18 protein-coding genes and 2 pseudogenes are annotated in these 21493 nt (G+C 69.4%); 5 read left to right on the top strand and 15 right to left on the bottom strand.

Annotated elements, in window-relative coordinates; translation table 11 throughout:
• Positions 1 to 138: 138 nt before the first annotated feature.
• The 4 genes from OHS82_RS42115 to OHS82_RS42100 are packed head-to-tail and all read right to left on the bottom strand — an operon-like array spanning position 139 to position 5723.
• Complete coding sequence (locus tag OHS82_RS42115; RefSeq protein WP_328435916.1) at positions 139 to 1116, bottom strand: ABC transporter substrate-binding protein; 978 nt, start codon at positions 1114 to 1116, stop codon at positions 139 to 141.
• A 13-nt stretch (positions 1117 to 1129) separates the two neighbouring features.
• The gene (locus OHS82_RS42110; protein WP_328435915.1) at positions 1130 to 3148 is read right to left on the bottom strand and encodes an ABC transporter permease; all 2019 of its coding nucleotides are present in this window, start codon (positions 3146 to 3148) and stop codon (positions 1130 to 1132) included.
• On the bottom strand, positions 3145 to 4233 hold the full coding sequence (locus tag OHS82_RS42105) for a quaternary amine ABC transporter ATP-binding protein (RefSeq protein WP_328435914.1): 1089 nt from the start codon (positions 4231 to 4233) through the stop codon (positions 3145 to 3147). Before OHS82_RS42105 ends, OHS82_RS42110 begins: the two co-directional genes overlap by 4 nt.
• 20 nt (positions 4234 to 4253) lie before the next feature.
• A complete protein-coding gene (locus tag OHS82_RS42100) occupies positions 4254 to 5723 on the bottom strand; it encodes an aldehyde dehydrogenase family protein (RefSeq protein ID WP_328435913.1) in 1470 nt (489 codons plus the stop codon).
• A 218-nt stretch (positions 5724 to 5941) separates the two neighbouring features.
• Between OHS82_RS42100 and purU the strand changes: the two genes are divergently transcribed.
• Positions 5942 to 6814, top strand: a complete 873-nt coding sequence (gene purU, locus OHS82_RS42095; protein ID WP_057583926.1) for a formyltetrahydrofolate deformylase — start codon at positions 5942 to 5944, stop codon at positions 6812 to 6814.
• Positions 6815 to 6902: 88 nt separating this feature from the next.
• On the opposite strand, the gene OHS82_RS42090 is transcribed toward purU, so the two are convergent.
• Positions 6903 to 7739 carry a hypothetical protein gene (locus tag OHS82_RS42090; protein WP_057583925.1) on the bottom strand — a complete coding sequence of 279 codons (837 nt, stop codon included), beginning with the start codon at positions 7737 to 7739 and terminating at the stop codon, positions 6903 to 6905.
• A gap of 3 nt (positions 7740 to 7742) precedes the next feature.
• Entirely contained in the window at positions 7743 to 9413 is a 1671-nt protein-coding gene (betA, locus tag OHS82_RS42085; RefSeq protein WP_328435911.1) for a choline dehydrogenase, read from the bottom strand.
• A 200-nt stretch (positions 9414 to 9613) separates the two neighbouring features.
• On the opposite strand from betA, the gene OHS82_RS42080 reads away from it, so the two are divergent.
• Positions 9614 to 10360 carry an IclR family transcriptional regulator gene (locus OHS82_RS42080; RefSeq protein ID WP_057583911.1) on the top strand — a complete coding sequence of 249 codons (747 nt, stop codon included), beginning with the start codon at positions 9614 to 9616 and terminating at the stop codon, positions 10358 to 10360.
• A 1-nt stretch (position 10361) separates the two neighbouring features.
• Here the strand turns inward: OHS82_RS42080 and OHS82_RS42075 are convergent, their stop codons facing one another.
• The 7 genes from OHS82_RS42075 to OHS82_RS42045 form a co-directional block, all read right to left on the bottom strand.
• Positions 10362 to 11492, bottom strand: coding sequence for an aromatic ring-hydroxylating oxygenase subunit alpha (locus OHS82_RS42075; protein WP_328435910.1), 1131 nt, complete (start codon positions 11490 to 11492; stop codon positions 10362 to 10364).
• A gap of 130 nt (positions 11493 to 11622) precedes the next feature.
• Entirely contained in the window at positions 11623 to 12786 is a 1164-nt protein-coding gene (locus tag OHS82_RS42070; RefSeq protein ID WP_057577363.1) for an NAD(P)/FAD-dependent oxidoreductase, read from the bottom strand.
• Complete coding sequence (locus OHS82_RS42065; protein ID WP_328435909.1) at positions 12783 to 13145, bottom strand: bifunctional 3-phenylpropionate/cinnamic acid dioxygenase ferredoxin subunit; 363 nt, start codon at positions 13143 to 13145, stop codon at positions 12783 to 12785. The genes OHS82_RS42070 and OHS82_RS42065 overlap by 4 nt, the downstream gene beginning before the upstream one ends.
• 331 nt (positions 13146 to 13476) lie before the next feature.
• The gene (locus tag OHS82_RS42060; protein WP_328435908.1) at positions 13477 to 14613 is read right to left on the bottom strand and encodes a chorismate-binding protein; all 1137 of its coding nucleotides are present in this window, start codon (positions 14611 to 14613) and stop codon (positions 13477 to 13479) included.
• Positions 14614 to 14619: 6 nt separating this feature from the next.
• Entirely contained in the window at positions 14620 to 16935 is a 2316-nt protein-coding gene (locus OHS82_RS42055) for an FdhF/YdeP family oxidoreductase (RefSeq protein ID WP_057577362.1), read from the bottom strand.
• Positions 16936 to 17147: 212 nt separating this feature from the next.
• Positions 17148 to 18233: an S-(hydroxymethyl)mycothiol dehydrogenase gene (locus OHS82_RS42050; RefSeq protein ID WP_057577361.1), complete on the bottom strand. Its 1086-nt coding sequence runs from the start codon at positions 18231 to 18233 to the stop codon at positions 17148 to 17150.
• Positions 18234 to 18330: 97 nt separating this feature from the next.
• Entirely contained in the window at positions 18331 to 18534 is a 204-nt protein-coding gene (locus OHS82_RS42045; protein ID WP_057577360.1) for a hypothetical protein, read from the bottom strand.
• Between the two features lie 189 nt (positions 18535 to 18723).
• On the opposite strand from OHS82_RS42045, the gene OHS82_RS42040 reads away from it, so the two are divergent.
• On the top strand, positions 18724 to 18837 hold the full coding sequence (locus OHS82_RS42040; protein WP_242433076.1) for a DUF3455 domain-containing protein: 114 nt from the start codon (positions 18724 to 18726) through the stop codon (positions 18835 to 18837).
• An 80-nt stretch (positions 18838 to 18917) separates the two neighbouring features.
• Positions 18918 to 19205 (top strand): annotated as a pseudogene (locus OHS82_RS42035) (transcriptional regulator); the annotation flags it as partial.
• A gap of 30 nt (positions 19206 to 19235) precedes the next feature.
• Here OHS82_RS42035 and OHS82_RS42030 read toward each other — a convergent pair.
• Positions 19236 to 19558: pseudogene (locus OHS82_RS42030) on the bottom strand (transposase); the annotation flags it as partial.
• A 143-nt stretch (positions 19559 to 19701) separates the two neighbouring features.
• Positions 19702 to 20316 carry a TetR/AcrR family transcriptional regulator gene (locus OHS82_RS42025; RefSeq protein ID WP_057577359.1) on the bottom strand — a complete coding sequence of 205 codons (615 nt, stop codon included), beginning with the start codon at positions 20314 to 20316 and terminating at the stop codon, positions 19702 to 19704.
• 161 nt (positions 20317 to 20477) lie between these two features.
• On the opposite strand from OHS82_RS42025, the gene OHS82_RS42020 reads away from it, so the two are divergent.
• Entirely contained in the window at positions 20478 to 21437 is a 960-nt protein-coding gene (locus OHS82_RS42020) for an alpha/beta hydrolase family protein (RefSeq protein WP_057577358.1), read from the top strand.
• Positions 21438 to 21493: the final 56 nt, after the last annotated feature.

The following is a 21493-nucleotide window of genomic DNA, read 5'->3' as shown; positions in this document are numbered from 1 at the left end:
GTGTCAAGGGTCCCGAGACCTCGGAAAACAGGGGGACGACAGGCCCAGGACACGGCGATGCCCGGTGGGCGGCGCGCATCCCGCGCACGCCGCCCACCGGGCATGGCCCGACCGGCTTCCCTCGCCCGGTCTGCGCCGCTACTTGATCCAGGCGTCCACCTTGGCGCGGTTGGCGTCGACCCACTTCTTCGCCGCGGCCTCGGGGGTCATCTTGTCGACCGCGATGTACTTGGCCACGACGTTCTGGTCGTCGTTCGTCCAGTTGAACTTCTTCACCAGGTCATAGGCGGGGCTGCCCGACTCGGCGAACTTCTTGGCCACGATCTTGTCCAGCTTGTAGACCGGGTAGTCGCAGGCGACCTTCTCGGCGTCGGCGTCGCAGCCCTCCTTGTAGTCGGGCAGCTTGACCTTCACCAGCGGCACCTCGGACATGAACCACTGCGGCTCGTAGAAGTAGCCGATCACCCATTCCTTGTTCTTCTCGGCCTTGCGGAAGGACTGGATGAGCGCCGTCTCGCTGCCGGCGTACACGACCTTGTAGCCCAGCTTCAGGTTCTTGACCAGCGCCTCGTCGTTGGTGACGTACGACGGGTCGCCGTCGAGGAGCTGGCCCTTGCCGCCGGACTCGGACGTCTTGAACTCGGCCGCGTATTTGTTGAGGTTCTTCCAGTCGGTGATGTCCGGGTGCTCCTTGGCCAGCCACGGCGGCACGTACCAGCCGATCAGGCCTTCGTTTCCGGTCGCACCGGCGTCCACGGCGGTCTTCTGGCCGGTGATGTACTTCTTCTTCAGGTCGTCGTGACCCCAGTTCTCGACGACCGCGTCGACCTCACCGGTCCCGAAGCCCTGCCAGGCGATCTCCTCCTTCAGATCCTTCTTGGTGACCTTGCAGCCGAGGTCGTTCTGCGCGACGTAGGCGATGACCGCCGCATTGGCCTCGTAGCCGACCCACGGGTTGACCGCGAGGTTGAAGGCCCCGCACTTGGCGGAGCTGCCCGAGCCGCCCGCATCCGAGGAACTGTCGCCGACCTTCGCGCCGCCGCAGGCGGTGAGGGTGAGACCGAGCACCGCTATGCCGGCCGCGCCGACTCTCCATCGTCTTGCTTGCCTTGCCATGGTCAGTTGCTCCTTACGCGCTGGTTCGCCGCGCCGCGGCCTGAGTGATGCGGTCGAACATGACTCCGAGAAGGACGATGGCGAGCCCTGCGGCGAGCCCCTTCCCGAACAGTTGGCCCTGCGAGAATCCGGCCACGACGTCGTAGCCGAGGGCGCCCGCGCCTACCAGGCCGCCCACCACAACCATCGACAGCACGTAGATCAGGCCCTGGTTCGTGGCGAGGGTCAGGGCGCTGCGTGCCATCGGCAGCTGGACCTTGGTGATGATCTGCCAGGTGTCGCACCCGGCGGCGGTGGCCGCCTCCACGGTGGTCGTGGGCACGTTCCGCACCCCGTCCGCGATGATCTTGATGGCGACGGGGGCCGCGTAGACGACGGCGGCGACGATGGCCGTGAAGCGGGTCGCGCCGAACAGCGCGAGGAACGGCACCAGATAGACGAACGGCGGCATGACCTGCGCCGCGTCCAGGCTCGGCCGCAGCATGCGGTCCACCAGCCGGTTGCGGCCCATCCACACGCCGAACACGACGCCCAGCAGCATCACGAGAAGGGTGGCGACCACGGTCGAGGCCAGCGTCGTCATGCTGTCCGACCACATCCCGGTGGCGACCAGCAGCCCCACGCACACCGCCGTGGTGATTCCGGCCCGGCGGCCGCCGAGCACGACGCCGAGCGCGATCAGCACGGCGCCGACGAGCCACCACGGCGAGTCGGTGAGCAGCGACTGGAAGGGGTTGAGCAGTGCGTTGGTGATGAGGTCGCGGACAGTGTTGGTGAGGCCCGACAGGTTGTCCTGGACCCAAGTCGTCGTGGTGTCCGCCGCCCTCGCGATGGAACTGCCGACGCCGCCGTCACCGGGGAACTCGGCCGCCCACAGATAGGTGTGCGACATGAAGACCAGGACGGCCGTGACGGCCGCGCCCGCGGCGAGCAGCGGGCGGCGCCAGGCGAGGAACCGGTTCTTGGAGCGCCGGGCTTCCTCCTCGCGCACGCTGGCCGCGGTGGTGACCCGGTCGAGGACGATCGCCAGGACGACGATGGACAGACCCGCGTTGAAGGCCGTGCCCACGTCGAGCGACTGCAGCGCCTGGACGACGGTCTTGCCGAGGCCCGGGGCGTCGATCAGGGCGGCGATGGTGACCATGGCCAGGGCGGCCATGATGGTCTGGTTGACGCCCATCACCACGGTCCGTTTGGACATCGGCAGCAGGACCTTCACCAGCGCCTGCCGCCGGGTCGCCCCGAGCGAGTCGGCCGCCTCCACCGTCGTCTCCGGCACGGTCCGGATGGCGTGCGCGGTGATGCGGATCGCCGGCGGGGCCGCGTAGATCACCGTGGCGATGCTGGCGGAGGCTCCGCCGATGAGGAAGAACAGCGTCAGCGGGGCGAGGTAGACGAACGTCGGCATCGTCTGCATGAAGTCCAGGAAAGGAGTCATGATCCGGTGGAAGCGGTCGGACAGCCCCGCCCACACCCCGAGCGGGATCGCGAACAGCAGCGCCACGAAGACCGCGGACAGGGTCAGCGCCAGGGTGTCCATGCTCTCCTGCCACAGGCCCTGCAGCCCGAGGAAGGTGAACCCGGCCACCGCCAACAGCGCCACCCGCCAGTTGCCGAAGGCCCAGGAGACATAGCCCGCGATGCCGACGACCCCGAGCCAGCCGATCTGCGGGACGGGCCGGGCGCCGGACGGCTGCGAGATCAGCTCCTGCACGAACGTCACCAGGTTGTCGATGACCAGGCGGATCTCGTTGAAGAAGTAGAGGAAGAGCGGGTTGGAGTCGCGGTTCGCACCGATCGAGTCGTTGACGTCGTTGAACCACCGGTGCAGATCGGTCAGGTCCGCCGCCGCGAGCGCGAGGGTCTGCTTGCCGCGCAGCACGGCGAACAGCAGCAGCCAGACGACCAGGATCGCGCCGATCACCAGGGAGCGGCTGATCCTGCGGGGTTCTGCGGCCGGGGCCGGCTCCCCGACGGGCCGTGTCTTCTCCGGTGGCCCTGGCGGCTCGGTCTTCTCCACGACTACGGTCATCGCAGGTCGCCTTCCTGTCCGGCGACCACGGCGAGGATCTCCTCGTCGCCGACGATGCCGAGCAGCTTGCCGTTCTCGACGACCTTGACGGGCTTGTCCGCCGCGAGCACCGCCCGGGTCGCCTCGCGCACCACGACGTCCGGGCCCAGCTCGGGGCCGTCCAGGGCGTCGCCGTCGGCCGGCGGGCGCATGATCCAGCGCAGGGTGAGCACGTCGGCGCGGGGCACGTCCTTGACGAACTCGCGCACGTAGTCGTCGGCCGGGGCGCCCACGAGCTCGTCGCCGGTACCGCACTGGACCGTCTTGCCGTCACGCATGATCAGGATCCGGTCGCCCAGCTTGAGCGCCTCGGACAGGTCGTGGGTGATGAACACCATCGTCTTGCCGACCTCGTGGTGCAGACGGATGACCTCGTTCTGCATGTCGCGGCGGATCAGCGGGTCGAGCGCCGAGAACGGCTCGTCGAAGAAGAGCACGTCCGGGTCGCCGGCCAGCGCCCGGGCCAGGCCGACACGCTGCTGCATGCCGCCGGAGAGCTGGTCGGGATAGGAGTTCTCGTAGCCGGCGAGGCCGACCAGCTCGACGACCTCCAGGGCCCGCTTGACGCGCTCGGCCCTGCCCATGCCGCGGATCTCCAGGCCGAAGGACACATTGTCGACCACCCGGCGGTGCGGCAGCAGACCGAAGTGCTGGAAGACCATGGAGAACTTGCGGCGGCGCAGGTCGCGCAGACGCCTGTCGTCGGCCTGACGGATGTCCTCGCCCTCGAAGACGATCTCGCCCGCGGTGGGCTCGATCAGCCGGGTGAGACATCGCACCAGGGTGGACTTCCCGGAGCCGGACAGCCCCATCACGACGAACACCTCGCCGGGCGCCACCTCGAAGTCGATGTCGCGCACGGCGGCGGTGCAGCCGGTGCGGTCCATCAGCTCACGGCGGGTGAGACCGCACAGCTCCTCGGACTCCGGCACCCGGTCGGCCTTCGGCCCGAACACCTTCCACAGATTGCGCACGGAGATGACCGGGGTGGGACCCGAGTCCTGGGGGGCGCCGCGCCGCTGCGGCACCTCGGTCTGGGTGGTCATGTTCGACCTTCTTTCGGCGTTCAGCCGCTGAACCAGCGCTGCGGCCGGGGTTGGATGTTCTGCCAGATGTGCTTGGGCTCTCGGTACTCGCTCAGGCCGGTCGGTCCCAGCTCCCGGCCCACGCCCGAATGCCCGAAACCGCCCCATTCCGCTTGCGGCACATAGGGGTGGTAGTCGTTGATCCACACAGTGCCGTGCCGCAGCCGCCGGGCGACCCGCTGGGCCTTGCCGGCGTCCTGCGTCCACACGGCTCCGGCGAGTCCGTACTCGGTGTCGTTGGCGATGCGCACGGCATCGTCCTCGTCGGCGAAGCGCTCCACGGTGAGCACCGGACCGAAGGACTCCTCGTGCACCACGCGCATGTCCTGCCGGCACTCGTCGAGCACAGTGGGCAGGTAGTAGTGGCCGCCCGCCAGCGCGGGGTCGCCGGGGCGTTCCCCGCCGCAGCGCAGGACGGCGCCTTCGGCGAGGCCCGCCGCGACGTACTCCTCGACCTTGGCCAGGTGCTGTGCGGAGATCAGCGCCCCGGTCTCGGCCTCGGGGTCGAAGGGACCGCCGAGGCGGATCAGCCGGGCCCGGCGGACGACCTCGTCGACGAAACGGTCGTGCAGGCAGTCCTCGACGATCAGCCGGGCCCCGGCCGAGCACACCTGGCCCGAGTGCAGGAAGACCGCGGTGAGGGCGAAGTCCACGGCCGTCTCGAAGTCGGCGTCGGCGAAGACGACGTTGGGGTTCTTGCCGCCCAGTTCCAGCGCCACCTTCTTCACGGTCGAGGCGGCGGTGGCCATGACGCCCCTGCCGGTGGCCAGGCCGCCGGTGAAGGACACCATGTCGACCGCCGGGTCCTCGCAGAGCGGTGCGCCGACCTCGGAACCGGCGCCGAGCACGAGGTTGGCGGCGCCGGCCGGGAGGCCGGCCTCCTCGAGCGCCTTCATCAGCAGGATCGAGGTCGAGGGGGTCAGCTCGCTGGGCTTCAGGACGATCGTGTTCCCGGCGGCCAGGGCCGGGGCGACCTTCCAACTCGCCTGCAGCAGCGGATAGTTCCACGGGGTGATCAACGCGCACACCCCGATCGGCTCGTAGACGACCCGGCTGACGGCGTCGTCGCGGCCGGTGTCGATCACGCGGCCCGCGTCGGTTCCGGCGATCCCGCCGTAGTATCGGAAGCACGAGACGACGTCGGCGATGTCGTACTCGCTCTCCACGAGCCGCTTGCCGGTGTCGAGCGACTCCGCGCGGGCGAAGGTCTTGATGTCGCGCTCGATGATGTCGGCAGTGCGCAGCAGCAGTGCGCCGCGCTCCCGCTCGGGGGTGTGCGGCCAGAGGCCGGCGTCGAAAGCCTCCCGGGCCGCGGCGATCGCCGCCTCGGCATCGGGACGCGTCCCTTCCGAGACGGTCGCCGTGAGCGTGCCGTCAGCGGGACATCGGATCTCCCGGCACCCGCCGGCCAGCGGGTCCCGCCATTCGCCATTCACATACAGGTCTGCCACGCGCCGAGCCTTCCGAACGAAATTCGTTGCGCATCGTGCACCCGATTGCTTGTGATGGAACACCCTGTCGGCTGGCCAGACGGGCGTCAAGATGTTGAGGGATGACGATTTGGACATGTGGTCACTTCGCCACCCACTCTTGACCGCAGGCGACACCGGGCTGACCATGTTGCGTATCGCTCACCTTGTTGTGCAATACGCACCGACGGAGGCCGCACATGTCCCCTCGACCGCAACCTGGCCGTGAGTACGTCCTGACACTTTCCTGCCCCGACAGTGCGGGACTGGTTCACGCCGTGAGCGGCTTCCTCGTCAGGAACTCCGGCAACATCCTGGAAAGCCAGCAGTTCGACGACCGACTTCAGGGCCGGTTCTTCATGCGGGTCCACTTCGACGTCTCCGACCCGAACGTCGACCTGGAGGGCCTGCGGTACCGCTTCGGCCCCGTCGCCCAGGCCTACGGCATCTCGTGGGCCCTCAGCGACGCCTCCACGCCGACCCGGACCCTGATCATGGTGTCCAAGTTCGGGCACTGCCTGAACGACCTGCTCTTCCGTCAACGGGCGGGCGCGCTCAACATCGAGATCCCCGCGATCGTCTCCAACCACCGGGAGTTCGAGAAGCTCGCGGAGACGTACAGCATCCCGTTCCACCACGTCCCGGTGACCCGGGACACCAAGCCGGAGGCCGAGGCACGACTGCTCGAACTCGTCCGTGACCTGGACATCGACCTGGTGGTACTGGCCCGCTACATGCAGATCCTCTCCGACGACCTGTGCAAGCAGCTCGAGGGCCGCGCCATCAACATCCACCACTCCTTCCTCCCCAGCTTCAAGGGCGCCCGCCCCTACGAGCAGGCCTACGACCGCGGGGTGAAGCTCGTCGGCGCGACCGCCCACTACGTGACGCCAGACCTGGACGAGGGCCAGATCATCGAGCAGGACGTGGTCCGGGTGGATCATTCGCTGGACCCCGGCGAGCTGGTCACGGTGGGACGGGACGTGGAGGCGCAGGTCCTCGCGCACGCCGTGAAGTGGCACAGCGAGAGCCGCGTGATGGTCGAGGGCAACCGCACGGTCGTCTTCCGCTGAGCGCTGCGACGTCCGTATACGAACGCCGGACGGGCCGAGGGCCCGTCCGGCGTTCCGCGTCCGGCGACAAGCGGCAGGAGCGGTGTGCTCAGCCCTCCAGCCGGTCCAGCAGGGCCCGGCGCCACCGCTCCGTCTCCGCGATCTGGTTGAAGGTGAACAGGTGCAGGCCCGCCACCCCCGCAGAGGGGGCGGTGAGGGCCTGCCCGGTGCCGATGAGCAGCTTCTCGGGCGCGTAGCCGCCGGGCGCGGCGAAGCGCAGGAACCACGACGGGTGCCGGGTCAGGAAGCGGGCCGACTCCCCCACCCCGATCTTCGTCGCCATGGCCAGCAGCTTCGCCCGCTGCACCGGCCCCGCGACGCCCACGTGGACCGGCAGGGTCACCTCCCGACGCCTGATTCGAACGAGCCACTCCCCCAGCACGCGCGGGTCGAAGCAGAGGTTGCTCACGATGTACGTAGCGTGCTCACGCTTGTCCCACATCGCCTGGACGGTGACGTCGTCATGGATGAGCGGATGGCTCTCGGGATAGCCGGTGACCCCGACACGGGCGAACGGCCCTCCGAGCTCGCTCAGGCGGCGGAGCACCGGCAGCGCCCCGTCGTAGGGCCCGGCCGGCGGGTCGGCGTCGCCCGCCGGGACGAACACGTCGTCCACGCCGGCCTCGCGCAGCCGGTCCACGACCTCCTTGAGGTGCAGGTCGTCCCGCAGAAGCCGGGCGGGGACGTGCGGAACCGTACGGTACCCGTGCGCGGCCAGCCGACCGGCCAGGTCGAGGGTCGGTTCCAAACCCTTGACCGGCGACGCCGTCACGGTGACGACGATGTCGCGCGGGACATGGGCGAGGACCTTCTCCTCGGTGGCCTTCGCGGGCAGCACCTCGTAGCGGACCGTCCTCAGCAGTGCGCGAAGCCCTGCGGCGGCCAACGTCTACTCCGCCTGGCTGTGGACGTCACGGTGGCGGTAGTAGGCGGCCTTCGAGGGTCCCTGCGGCTCCTTGCCGAGGATGAGGTCGGCGGCCTTCTCGGCGATCATCATGACGGGGGCGTAGATGTTGCCGTTGGTGACGTAGGGCATGACGGAGGCGTCCACCACCCGCAGTCCGTCCACGCCGTGCACGCGCATGCTGGTGGGGTCGACGACCGCCATCTCGTCGGTGCCCATCTTGCAGGTGCAGGACGGGTGCAGGGCCGTCTCGCCGTCCTTGGCGACCCAGGCGAGGATCTCCTCGTCCGACTCGACGGACGGTCCGGGGGAGATCTCCCCGCCGTTGTAAGGGGCGAGCGCGGGCTGGTTGAGGAGCTTGCGGGCCACCCTGATCGCCTCGACCCACTCGCGGCGGTCCTGCTCGGTGGAGAGGTAGTTGAAGCGCAGTGCCGGGTGTTCGCGGGGGTCCTTGCTCTTGATCTTCACCGAGCCGATGGCGTCGGAGTACATCGGACCCACGTGCACCTGGTAGCCGTGGCCGCCGGCCGGCACCGAGCCGTCGTAGCGGACCGCGATGGGCAGGAAGTGGAACATCAGGTTGGGGTAGTCCACGTCCTCGTTGCTGCGGGCGAACCCGCCGGCCTCGAAGTGGTTGGTGGCGGCCGGGCCCTTGCGGAACAGCCACTGGAGCCCGATGAAGGGCGCCCGCCACTTCGCCAGGTACGGCTGCATGGAGACGGGCTGCTTGCAGGCGTACTGGATGTAGACCTCCAGGTGGTCCTGCATGTTCTCGCCGACGCCCGGGAGGTCGTGGACGACGTCGATGCCGAGGGCGCGCAGTTCCTCCGCGTTGCCGACGCCGGAGAGCTGCAGCAGCTGCGGGGAGTTGATCGCGCCGCCGCAGAGGATGACCTCCTTGGCGCGGACCTGCTGCGGGGCGCCCTTGCCGCGCCGGTACTCGACGCCGACGGCCTTCTTGCCCTCGAAGAGGACGCGGGTGACGAGGGCGCGGGTGGTGACGGTGAGGTTGGGCCGCTTGCGGACGGGCTTGAGGTAGGCCTTCGATGCCGACAGCCGGCGACCGCGGTGGACGTTGCGGTCGAACGCGGCGAAGCCCTCCTGCCGGTAGCCGTTGACGTCGTCGGTGGGGGCGTATCCCGCCTCCTCGGTGGCCTTGAGGAAGGCCCCGAAGAGCGGGTTGGAGGCCGGCCCGCGTTCCAGGACGAGGGGGCCGTCGTGGCCGCGGAACTCGTCGTCGGGGTCGGCCGCGAGGCAGTTCTCCATCCGCCGGAAATAGGGCAGGCAGTGCGCGTAGTCCCAGGTCTCCATCCCGGGATCGGCGGCCCAGCGCTCGTAGTCCATGGGGTTGCCGCGCTGGAAGATCATGCCGTTGATGCTGCTGGAGCCGCCCAGCACCTTGCCCCGCGCGTGATAGACGCGCCGCCCGCCCATGTGCGGTTCCGGCTCGGACTCGTACTTCCAGTCGTAGAACCGGCTGCCGATCGGATAGGTCAGCGCCGCCGGCATGTGGATGAAGACGTCCCACGGGAAGTCCGACCGGCCCGCCTCCAGGACCAGAACCCGGTTCGCCGGGTCCGCGGACAGCCTGTTTGCCAGTGCACTGCCCGCGGATCCACCACCGACGATCACAAAGTCGTACTGCACAGGAGCCATGGTGCCTCGTCTCACTCGCGCCGTAGATATGCGTGGCATGCTAGACCGGTCGCGCTATACGCACCAGGTTGCGAACCGCGCAACTTAGGGAACTTCGTTTCAGGGCGGTTACTTGCAATCGCGTTGTTTACTGCGCGTATAGTTGCACTGTGAGCAACTACAGCCTTGACACAGAAACGTCGAACGCACCAGCGGGCGGGGTGCAGTCGGTCGACCGCGCCATCAGCGTCCTGGAGATCCTCGCGCAGCGCGGCGAAGCCGGTGTCAGCGAGGTGGCGGCCGAGATCGAGGTGCACAAGTCGACGGCCTTCCGTCTCCTCGGGGCCCTGGAAGCGCGCGGCCTGGTCGAGCAGGCCGGGGAGCGCGGCAAGTACCGGCTCGGTTTCGGCATCGTGCGCCTGGCCGGCGCGGTCACGGGCCGTATCGACATCACGCAGCAGAGCCGTCCCGTGTGCGAGCGGCTGGCCGAGGAGATCGGCGAGACCGTCAACATCGCCGTGATGCAGGAGCAGTACGCGATCAACCTGTACCAGGTACGCGGACCGGGGGCCGTCACCGCGCACAACTGGGTGGGCCAGTTGACTCCCCTGCACGCCACGTCGAGCGGCAAGATCCTGATGGCCCACCTGTCGGCGCAGGAGCGCGCCACGCTGCTGACGGCCGTGGGCATGAAGAAGGTCACCCCGCACACCATCACGGCGAAGACGAAGCTGGAGAAGAACCTCGTCGCCGCCCGGGAGCGGGGTTACGCCTTCACCTTGGAGGAGTTGGAGATCGGCCTGCACGCCATGGCCGCGCCGGTGCGCAACCGGGACGGCGAGGTCATCGCCGCCCTCAGTGCCTCCGGGCCCTCCTACCGGTTCACCGAGGAACGTCTGCACGAACTGTCCCCGGTGCTGGTCAAGGGCGCCGCCGAGATCAGTCACCGCATGGGTTTCCTGGGCTGATTCACCCCGAAGGAGTGCCGAGGCGCTCGTTCACCCAGTCGTGGAAGGCGCCTATGTGGTGCTCGCTAGGCACCAGCACGCCCCCCTTGGCGTACATCCGCGAACTCATCCCGGGCTGGGTGCGCTCACAGGCGTCGAAGTCCTGCCGGTTGACCCGGTCGAAGAGCTCCACGGACCGGCTGACGTCCTTCCCGCTCTCGACGACGTGCGGCAGATACAGCCAGTCGCACTCCACGATCGTGCGGTCGACCGCCACCGGATACATCCGGTGGAAGATCACATGGTCCGGCACGAGGTTGATGAACACCTGCGGCCGCACGGTGATCGCGTAGTAACGACGGTCCTGCTCCTCCGCGACGCCCGGGATACGGTCCAGACCCTCCGAGCCGTCGACCGTGAACCCCCGCACCTCCTCACCGAACTCAGCGCCGTGGCCCACGTAGTACTGCGCGGCGTACCCGTCCGCGAACTCCGGCAGCACCTCGGTCAGTTCCGGATGGATCGTCGCGCAGTGATAGCACTCCATGAAGTTCTCGATGATGAGCTTCCAGTTCGCCTTCACGTCATAGACGATCCGCCGGCCGACCGACAGATTGTCGATGTCGTACCGCTCGATCGACTCCACGTCGCCCAGCCGGGCGACGACCTCACCGATGACGTCCTCCTCGAAGGGCGGCGGATCCTCCGCCAGACACACCCACACATAGCCGAGCCACTCCCGCACGGCCACGCTCACCAGGCCGAACTCGGTACGGCCCACATCAGGCATCTTGGTCAGGTTCGGCGCCGCGACGAGCTTGCCGTTCAGGTCGTACGTCCAGGCGTGGTACGGACACTGGAAGGCCCGCTTCACCTCGCCCGACCCCTCGGTGCACAGCTTGGCCCCACGGTGCCGGCAGACGTTGAAGTACGCGCGGACCGAGTGGTCCCGGGCCCGGGTGACCAGGATGCTCTCGCGGCCCACGTCGACGGTGCGGAAGGCCCCCGGCTTCGCCAGCTCGGAGGCCCGCGCGACGCAGAACCACATCGTCTCGAAGATGCGCTCCTGCTCCTGGGCGAAGACCACCGGATCGGTGTACGAAGAGCCGGGAAGAGTGGCGATCAGGCTGTCGGGCAGGCCGGTCGAGGTCACGGGTCACTCCTCGGTGAACGTCGCGGAGGGGTCAATCGGACGCCGGGAGGAACGACTCCGGACGGCGTTGTGCATGGAGCAACGCTGCGTGCTATGGGCAACCGCAGCATGGGGTGACGCCGGGGTGCTGTCAAGACGTGGTGGCGGCCAGTTGTTTGCGCGCCCGCATGAACAGCCGCGGCTGGTTCATCCCGAGCACGGCGACCGGCCGGCCGTCACGCCGGTAGACGGCCAGGACGTCGCGGTCGCCTGCCGCGCCCGCCTCGACGGTGATGCTGTCGGCCTCGGCCGCGTGGCCGGCGAACTGGATGCGGACGCCGTACTGGTCGGACCAGAAGTACGGCGGCCTGGGCACACCGGGCTCGACCGCACCCCCCGCCAGCAGGGTGGCGACGGCGGCCTCCGGGCGCTCGCGCGCACCGGTCCAGTGCTCCACGCGGCGGTGGTGGCCGGCCCGGGGGTCGTACCAGTTGGCACAGTCGCCGACCGCGACCACGCCCGCCAGGCTGGTACGGCCGTCAGCACCGCACTTCACGCCGTTGTCGAGGGCGATGCCGGATCCCTCCAGCCACTCGACGCACGGGCGGGCCCCGACTCCGACGACGACGATGTCGGCAGGGACGCTTCGGCCGTCCTCCAGCAGGACGGCGTCGACCCGGTGCTCCCCGCCCAGCCCCTTGACGCCCACGCCGCACAACAGCCGCACACCGTGGTCCGTGTGGAGGCCGGAGACGATGGCGCCCATGGCGGCGCCGAGCGGCCCGGCGAGCGGGGTGGGGGCCGCTTCCACGACGGTCACGTCGAGGCCGAGGGCATACGCGGTGGAGGCGACCTCGGCGCCGATGAAACCGCCGCCGATCACAACCAGACGACCGCCGCCGGCCAGTTCGTCCCGCAGGGCGCGGGCGTCGTCCAGGGTGCGCAGAGTGTGCACTCCGGCAAGGCCCGCGGAGCCCGGCAGGGCGCGCGCCACGGCGCCGGTGGCGATGACGAAACCGTCGGCGCGCACCTCACGTCCGTCGGCGAGACGGACGGAGCGCGTGGTGTGGTCGAGGCCGGTGGCGCGGGTGCCGAGCAGCCACTCCGCCGCCAGGTCCTCGCCTTCCGCCTCCAGGGCGAGGTCAGCCTCGCCGAGGGCGCCGGACAGGAACTCCTTGGACAACGGGGGCCTGTCATAGGGGCGGTGCGGCTCGTCCCCGATGACGACCAGGCGTCCGTCGAAGCCCTGCTTGCGCAGCGAGCGCGCCGCCGACAGGCCGGCGAGGGAGGCGCCGACCACGGCGACGCTTCTCACGCGGGACCCCCGGCGAGCCGGGCGGAGATGCAGGGCGGCAGGTTGGGCGCCTCGGTGGAGAGCCGGACGTAGATCATGTCGTTCTCGACGACGACCTCGTGCGTCCGGACCGGCAGCTTCGCCGGCGGGGAGTCGACCGCGCCGGTGCGCAGGTCGAACTTGGAGGCATGCAGGGGGCATTCCACCTCGCAGCCCTCCAGCCAGCCGTCGGCGAGCGAGGCGTCCTGGTGGGTGCAGGTGTCGTCGATGGCGAAGACCTCGCCGTCGTCGGTGTGGAACACCGAGACCGGCGGGTCGACGTCGAGCCGGAAGGCCTCGCCTCGCGGGAGATCCGCGAGACGGCACGCGGGAATCATCATGACACCTCGGTGCGTATAACGAAACGGTTTGCGGTAAGCGCAACATCAGTTTGGAGTCGCCCAGAAACCTTGTCAAGGCATTCAGAGGCCCCACTGAAGCGGCCATAACGTTGCGATATACAAAACTCACCTCACATAGAACAACGAAAGCCCGTCTCGTCACCTCGCGGCAACCACACAGCGCGGGCAGGCGCATGAGCCCTGAGGGGGATGCGAAAGCTCTGCCGGGCCGTGGCCGCATCAGCGATGCCCGACCCCGCCGGGCGGCCGGTCCGCCCGCCTCAGGCGGCGCGGGAGGCGGACCGCGCAGGCGTCCCGGCCTGCCGGAGCCCTACGGCCTTCGCGACGGCCGTGGAGGTCGCGGAGCCGGCGCGGAGTTCGAAGTCCCCGTCGCACCGCTCGGGGTCGCGCCTTGGCGGCGCCCGCCGCCGACCGACGCCACCTGGAGCAGTCGGCGCGCCTTCAGGCAGGTCTCGTCCCACTCCCTTTCCGGGTCGGAGCCCCAGGTGATGCCCGCCCCCGTACCGAAGCGCAGGCAGGCTCCCCCATGAGCCGTGCGGTCGACCCAGAAGGTGCGGATGCCCACAGCCAGCTCGCCCGTGCCGCGATCGGCGTCGACCCAGCCGACGCCACCGCAGTACGGGCCTCGCGGCACGCTCTCCAGCGCCTCGATGACACGCAGCGCGCTGGATTTGGGGGCGCCCGTGACGGACCCGGGCGGAAAGGTCCCGTCGAGCAGCTCCGGCCATCCGACGTTCTCGGCGAGCCGACCGCGCACGGTGGACACCAGGTGTACCAGGCCCGGGTGCCGCTCCACCGCGCACAGCTCGGGAACCGTCACGGTGCCGGTCGCGCAGACACGCCCCAGGTCGTTGCGGACCAGGTCCACGATCATGACGTTCTCGGCCCGGTCCTTGTCCAGGAGGTCGTCGACGGTGCGGCCGGTGCCCTTGATCGGGCCGGACTCCACCGTGCGGCCGGTGCGGCGGAGGAACAGTTCGGGCGAGGCCGTGGCGATCTCCACCCCGTGCGCGGGGAGCCGGACCGTGCCGGCATACGGCGCCGGGTTGCCGTGCGCCAGCAGGGCCGTGAGCGCGTCCACGTCCGCGTTGTCCGGATCCGGCAGCGGAGCGGACAGGATCCGGCACAGATTGACCTGGTAGACCTCGCCGGCCGCGATGTGCGCGCGGATACGGCGGACTCCGGCGGTGTAGGCGTCCCGGTCGAGCGACGAGGTCCACTCGCGCGGGCCCGGTCCGTGCCACGCGCCCGGACGGACGGCCGGCACGGGCTCACGGCGTACGTCCCCGAAGCGCGCGCAGACCAGACGGCTTTCGAAGTCGGCGACCACGGCCCAGAAACCGACGGAATCCAGGGCCGCGGGATCGCCGGTCACGTCCCGGAGATCGGTGGCGACCAGAGCGCCGAAGCGGGCCAGCGGGGCGAGGAGGCGCCCTGTTCTCCTCATCGGACCTCAGACCCCGGTGGGCAGACCGGAGGGGGCCGGTTCCAGGCGGACGACGATCGACTTCGAGGTGGGGGTGTTGCTGACCGCCGCCGTGGAGTCCAGAGGAACGAGGACGTTGGTCTCGGGGAAGTAGGCGGCGCAGCAGTCGCGCGGCGTCGGGTAGGGCACCACGCGGAAGGCGGGCGCCCTGCGTTCCACACCGTCGTCGTACTCGCTGACGATGTCGACCAGGTCCCCGTCGGCCAGGCCCCGGTCGGCGAGGTCGTCGGGGTGCACGAAGAGGACCCGGCGGCCCTGGTGGATACCTCGGTAGCGGTCGTCCAGGCCGTAGACGGTGGTGTTGTACTGGTCGTGGGAGCGGAGCGTCTGGAGCAGCAGCCGCCCCGGCGGCACATGGGGCCGCTCCAGTGGGTTTGCGGTGAAGTTGGCCAGCCCGGTGGCAGTGGTGAACCGGCGTTCGTCGCGCGGCGGGTGGGGCAGCGCGAAGCCGCCCGGCCGTCGTACCCGCTGGTTGAAGTTCTGGAAGCCGGGGATCACGCGGGCTATGCGGGCGCGAATGCTGTCGTAGTCGCTCTCGAACTCCTCCCAGGGCACGTGGGAGCCCGCTTCCCCGAGCGCGGCCCGCGCGATCCGGCAGATGATCGCGACCTCACTCAGCAGGTACTCGGAGGCTGGAGCCAATCGCCCTCGGGAGAGGTGCACCATGCCCATGGAGTCCTCGACGGTGACCGACTGGGGCCCGGAAGGCCTCAGGTCGGCCTCGGTGCGGCCGAGACACGGGAGGATGAGCGCCTGCTCCCCGGCGATGACGTGCGAGCGGTTGAGCTTGGTGGAGATCTGCACGGTGAGGCGGCAGTTGCGCAGCGCCCGCTCAGTGAGGTCGGTGTCGGGGGCGGCAGCGACGAAGTTGCCGCCGAGGGCGACGAAGACCCGTACGTCGCCGTCGCGCATGGCGCGGATGCTCTCGACGGCGTCGTGGCCGTGGCGCCTGGGGGGCGTGAACGCGAACTCGGCGCCGAGCGCGTCCAGGAACGCGTCGTCCGGCTTCTCGTAGATGCCCATCGTGCGATCGCCCTGCACGTTGGAGTGGCCGCGCACCGGGCAGAGGCCGGCGCCCGTGCGGCCGATGTTGCCGCGCAGCAGGAGGAAGTTGACGACGTCCCGGATGGTGGGGACCGAGTGGCGGTGCTGGGTCAGGCCCATCGCCCAGCAGACGACGATCTTCTCGGCGGCCAGCACCTCGCGGAACGCGGCCCGGATCTCCTCCTCGGGCAGACCGGTGGCCTTCAGGATCTCGTCCCACGACACCTTGCGGGCGTGCTCGGCGAACTCCTGGAAGCCGTGTGTGTACCGGTCGATGAAGGGCGTGTCCAGACAGGTGCCGGGGGCCTCTTCCTCCGCCTCCAGCAGCATGCGGTTGAAAGCCTGGAACAGCGCCTGGTCCCCGCCCAGCCTGATCTGGAGGAACAGGTCGGCCAGACGGGTACCGCCGCCGAGGACACCGGACGGCCGCTGGGGATTCTTGAACCGCAGCAGCCCCGCCTCGGGAAGCGGGTTGACCGCGATGATCCGGGCGCCCCGGCGCTTGGCGGTCTCCAGCGAGGAGAGCATCCGGGGGTGGTTGGTCCCGGGGTTCTGACCGACCACGAGGATGAGGTCGGCGTCGTGGAGATCGTCCAGGGTGACGCTGCCCTTGCCGATCCCTATCGTCTCCGTCAGCGCCGAACCGCTGGACTCGTGACACATGTTGGAGCAATCCGGCAGATTGTTGGTGCCGAACATGCGAACGAAGAGCTGGTACGCGAACGCGGCCTCGTTGCTCGCCCGGCCGGAAGTGTAGAAGGCCGCCTGGTCAGGACAGTCGAGCGCAGCGAGTTCACGGGCGATCACGGCGAACGCGTCGTCCCAGGAGATCGGCCGGTAGCGGTCATCGCCGGCCGTGCGGTACATGGGCTGGGTCAGACGGCCCTGCTGGCCGAGCCAGTAGTCGCCGGCGGGGAGCAGGTCCTCCAGAGTGTGCCGGGCGAAGAAGTCAGGGGTGACCCGGCGCACGGTGGCCTCCTCGGCCACCGCCTTGGCTCCGTTCTCGCAGAACTCCGCCCGGTGCCGGTGCTCCGGCTCGGGCCAGGCGCAGCCGGGGCAGTCGAAGCCCTCCTTCTGGTTGACCCGGAGGAGGGTGAGCAGTCCCCGACGGGCTCCCATCTGCTCGCCGGCGTGCCGGAGAGAGGAGGTGACCGCGGGAAGGCCGGCGGCGTACTCCTTCGGGGGGCCGACCCGCAGCCGGGCGTCGCCGGGGTCGTCGACAGGTGCGTTGCGAGTCATCTGAAGCGCCACTCCGGGATATAGGGGAATCAGAGCCGTTCCGTCGAAGGACGGCCCGGTCTCTCGGGCGGGCCGCCGTCACGGGGCTCCAGGAAGTTGTGCAGCACACACAGTGCCGGGGCGCCGGGGCGTGGTCCCATGCATCCCCGTACCCCGTCGGACATCAACGGCCGGACATCACCGGCCGGACGTCAACCGTCGGACATGAACCGTCACAGGACCACGACGGAACGCAGGACGTCGCCCTGACGCATGCGCGCGAAGGCCTTCTCCACCTCGTCGAGCTGGACGGTCTCCGTCACGAAGGCGTCCAGATTCAGGCGGTTCTGGAGGTAGAGGTCGATGAGCATGGGGAAGTCGCGGGAGGGCAGGCAGTCGCCGTACCAGGAGGACTTCAGGGCGCCGCCGCGGCCGAAGACGTCGAGGAGGGGGATTTCGAGCTTCATCTCCGGTGTGGGGACGCCGACCAGGACGACCGTGCCGGCCAGGTCGCGGGCATAGAAGGCCTGCTTGTACGTCTCAGGGCGGCCCACCGCCTCGATGACTACGTCGGCGCCGAAGCCGCCCGTCAGCTCACGGATCGCCTCGACCGCGTCCGTCGCGCGGGAATTGACGGCGTGGGTCGCGCCCAGCTTCCGGGCGGTCTCCAGCTTGAGGTCGTCGATGTCCACCGCGATGATCTTCGCCGCGCCCGCGAGTTCGGCTCCGACGACCGCCGCCGCCCCGACTCCGCCGCAGCCGATGACGGCGACCGAGTCGCCGCGGCCGACGTTCCCCGTGTTCAGCGCGGCGCCGATGCCGGCCATCACCCCGCAGCCCAGCAGACCGGCGACCGCCGCCGACGCGGCCCGGTCCACCTTGGTGCACTGACCGGCGGCGACCAGCGTCTTCTCCGCGAACGCGCCGATACCCAGTGCTGGAGACAGCTCGGTGCCGTCGAGCAAGGTCATCTTCTGGGTGGCGTTGTGGGTATTGAAGCAGTACCAGGGGCGCCCGCGCCGACAGGCCCGGCAACTGCCGCACACCGCACGCCAGTTGAGGATCACGAAATCACCCGGGGCGACATCGGTGACCCCTTCGCCCACGGACTCCACCACACCCGCCGCCTCGTGGCCGAGCAAGAAGGGGAAGTCGTCGTTGATGCCGCCCTCCCGGTAGTGCAGGTCGGTGTGACAGACCCCGCAGGCCTCCACCTTCACCAGCGCCTCACCCGGGCCCGGGTCCGGTACGACGATCGTTTCCAGGCTGACAGGGGCGCCTTTGCCCCGCGCGACGACAGCACGGACCTGGTGAGCCATGGCCACTCCTCGGCTGGTTCGAGAGCTGATTAAAGTTCCTTATTGCGATACTCATCGCGTGTACCGCAACACAGCATGGTGGAGTGCCGACCCTGGGTCAAGGATCCGTCGCGAGCACGATGCGCAGCTCGTCGCGGGTGCCCGGCGCCGTCAGGCGCCGTCCCGTGGGCACATCGGCGACAGTGCTGTCCGACGCGGAACCGTGCGGGTCAGGGAACTTGCCGCGGACCGTCTCGATCCGGTCGCGGCCGATCTTGGCCCGCAGCGGACGGAAACAAGAAGACCGCTGCGCTGGAGGCACGGGGCGTGCAGACGTACTCCTTTGCCGACGGCGCCTGGGCCTTCCTGGAGCCTGACGTCGCCCTTTGGCAGCGGCACAACCGGCAACCACTTCCCGCCGCCCGTCACACCAAGGGCCCGGCGCGGATCTCCACCTCCGACGGCAGCGCGGTCCGACGCAGCCGCGGTTCCCGGCGCGAGCGTCCCACGCATGCGCGCGGTTCCCGAACTGCTCCTCAAGGCCGCGGCTACCTGGGGAGACGGCGTGTTCGGCTCGGTCTCCTACATCCGACGCCTTCGCATGTGGCGCCCGGTGACCAAGTGACGTCCAGACTCGACCGGCGCACCGAGTTGAAGAAGTTCCTGCGTTCGCGCAGGGCCCGGCTCAAGCCCGAGGGCGGGGGAATGCCCACGTACGGGCGACGGAGGGTTCCCGGACTGCGGCGCGAGGAGCCGGCGAGGGTGTCGTACGCCTACTACGCGCGCCAGGAGCAGGGATACGGCGAGACCATGCCGACCGGGGAGTTGGACGCCGTCGCCCGCGCCCTTCGGCTGGGCGAGGAGGAGCGGGAGCATCTGTTCCGGCCGGCCCAGCCGGAGCGGCAGAGAGCGACGGAGACCGTGCCGCCGTTGCAGCGACTTCGGCCAAGCGTGCAGCATCTGCTCGACGCCCTCGCCGTGCCCGCCTACGTCGTCGACCGGCGACTCGACATCCCGGCGTGGAATCGGCCCGTTCGCGACCCGACCATCTCGATCTTGACGTTGATGGCGGCCACGAACAGGACCGGGTAGACGCGGTCCAGCGGGCGGTTCTGCCATTCGACCATGCTCGCCATCACCTTGTCGGTGATCGTGGAGATGGCCTGCTTCGAGACCTCGACCCCTTTGACCCCGGCCGGGTGCGCGGAGACCTCCCCGTGCGTGAGGCCCTTCGCGGACAGGGACAGCACCATCTCGTCCACTCCGGTCAGCCGGCGCTGCCTCTTCATGACGATCTGCGGCTCGAAGCTGCCGGTCATGTCGCGGAACACCCTGACCTCGACCGGGTCGACGTCGGTCAGCATGTGGTCACACCGGGAAGGTCGGCGGACTAGACAGGGTTCCTCGCTCTGCGCGGCGAATGGCTCAGCAGGGCTTCAGCCGAGATTGCGGTGGGAGCGGCGTTTGCCGGGATGCGGGACGGAGGGGGTTACCGGATGTCCTCTCCGCCATGTGCGCGCGGTTGCCGCAGTCCCTGGAGGAGCAGTTCGATCAGCCGACGGGGGTCATAGCGGGGGTCGCTGTCCTGTCCGATGCAGAGGTTGCCGATACCGCGCATCAGCTCATAGGGCTGTACGCCGGGCCTGATATCGCCGGCATCGACCGCGACGTCGAGGAGTTCGGCACAGACGGGCATCAAGCGGTCAAGGAAGTGGGTGTGCAGCGCGGCGAAGCGGTCGCTGTCGGACTGCAGGGCGTCGGCGAGTCCGTGCTTGGTGACCAGGAAGTCCACGAAGAGGTCGACCCATCGGCACAGCGCCTCGAACGGGGAGGCGGCGTCGGCCAGCAGTTTCGGGCCGGCCTCGGCGCATGCCTCGATCTGATGGCGATAGACGGCGGTGACGAGGTCCGCCCGGGTCGGGAAGTGGCGGTAGAGCGTCCCCAGGCCGACGCCCGCCCGGGCCGCGATCTCCCGGATCGGTGCGTCGATCCCCGAGGTCACGAACACCTCCGCGGCGGCATCCAGCAGCGTCTGCTGGTTGCGCACCGCGTCTGCTCGCTTGCTGCGGGCGGACGCCCCCTTGGGCTGACCAGCAGTGGGCACCACACTCTCCTTCCGATCGACCGTTGACGAAACGGAACAGCGATCCGTATCGTAAGTGGAACAACGATCCGCTTTCAGTTTAGCTGAGTGCGGGCACTCCGCCATACCTACCGCCGGTCGCACGCAGCCGACGGCAGGGGCCATCGAAAGGCAGTCTCGTCATGAGTGAACCTGCTTACACAGCCGACACCTCCAGCGCACCGGCTGCGGTCGTCTCCGTCAGTCCGGTGGTGCTGCCGGCTGCCGACCGGGCAGTGGACTTGCAGGTGCGCGTCTCCGCTCCGATGACCGGGAGCGAGCTGCCGGTCATCCTCCTCTCGCACGGCCTCGGCTTCTCCAACAACCTCTCCTCCCTGAACGGCTACGCCCCGCTCGCGAACTTCTGGGCGGCACACGGCTTCGTCGTGATCCAGCCGACCCATCTGGACTCCAGGACGCTGAGCCTTGATTCCCACGCCCCTGGGGCTGCTGCGCACTGGCGCACCCGGGCCGAGGACATGACGCGCATCCTCGATCAGCTCGGCATGGTCGAGACCGCCGTCCCGCAGCTCGCCGGCCGCCTCGACCCCAGCCGAGTCGCTGTCGCCGGGCACTCGATGGGCGGTCACACCGCGAGCCTGCTCCTCGGCGCCCGGCTCACCGACCCCCACAACGGAACGGAACTGGACCTGTCCGACTCCCGGATCAAGGCCGGCGTACTGCTCGCCGCGCCCGGCCGTGGCGGGGATGCCCTGACCGAGTTCACCGTCGAGAACTACTCCTTCTTCCTGACCACCGACTTCTCAAAGATGACGACGCCCACGCTCGTAGTCGCCGGCGACAAGGACGACTCCGCCTTCCTCACCGTTCAGGGCCCCAGCTGGCACACCGACCCGTACGTCCTCGCCCCGGGTCCCAAGTCCCTGCTCACCCTGTCCGATGCGGAACACGGGCTGGGCGGGATCTCCGGATACGACGTCGCCGAGACCACCGACGAGAACCCCGAACGGGTCGCCACGGTCGCCCACCTCACCTGTGCCTACCTGCGCAGCGAGCTCTACCCCGGCAACCCCGCCTGGCAGACGGCACGTGACGCACTGCTGACCGGCACCGACCCACTCGGACGGGTCGAATCCAAGTAGACGCAGGAGCCCTCGATCCGTACTGTCCGGCGCGAGATGACCCCACCCCTCACGCC

It is taken from the genome of Streptomyces sp. NBC_00425 (assembly GCF_036030735.1).
Taxonomy (GTDB): Bacteria; Actinomycetota; Actinomycetes; order Streptomycetales; family Streptomycetaceae; genus Streptomyces.
This window is presented reverse-complemented; position numbering and strand designations above follow the sequence as displayed.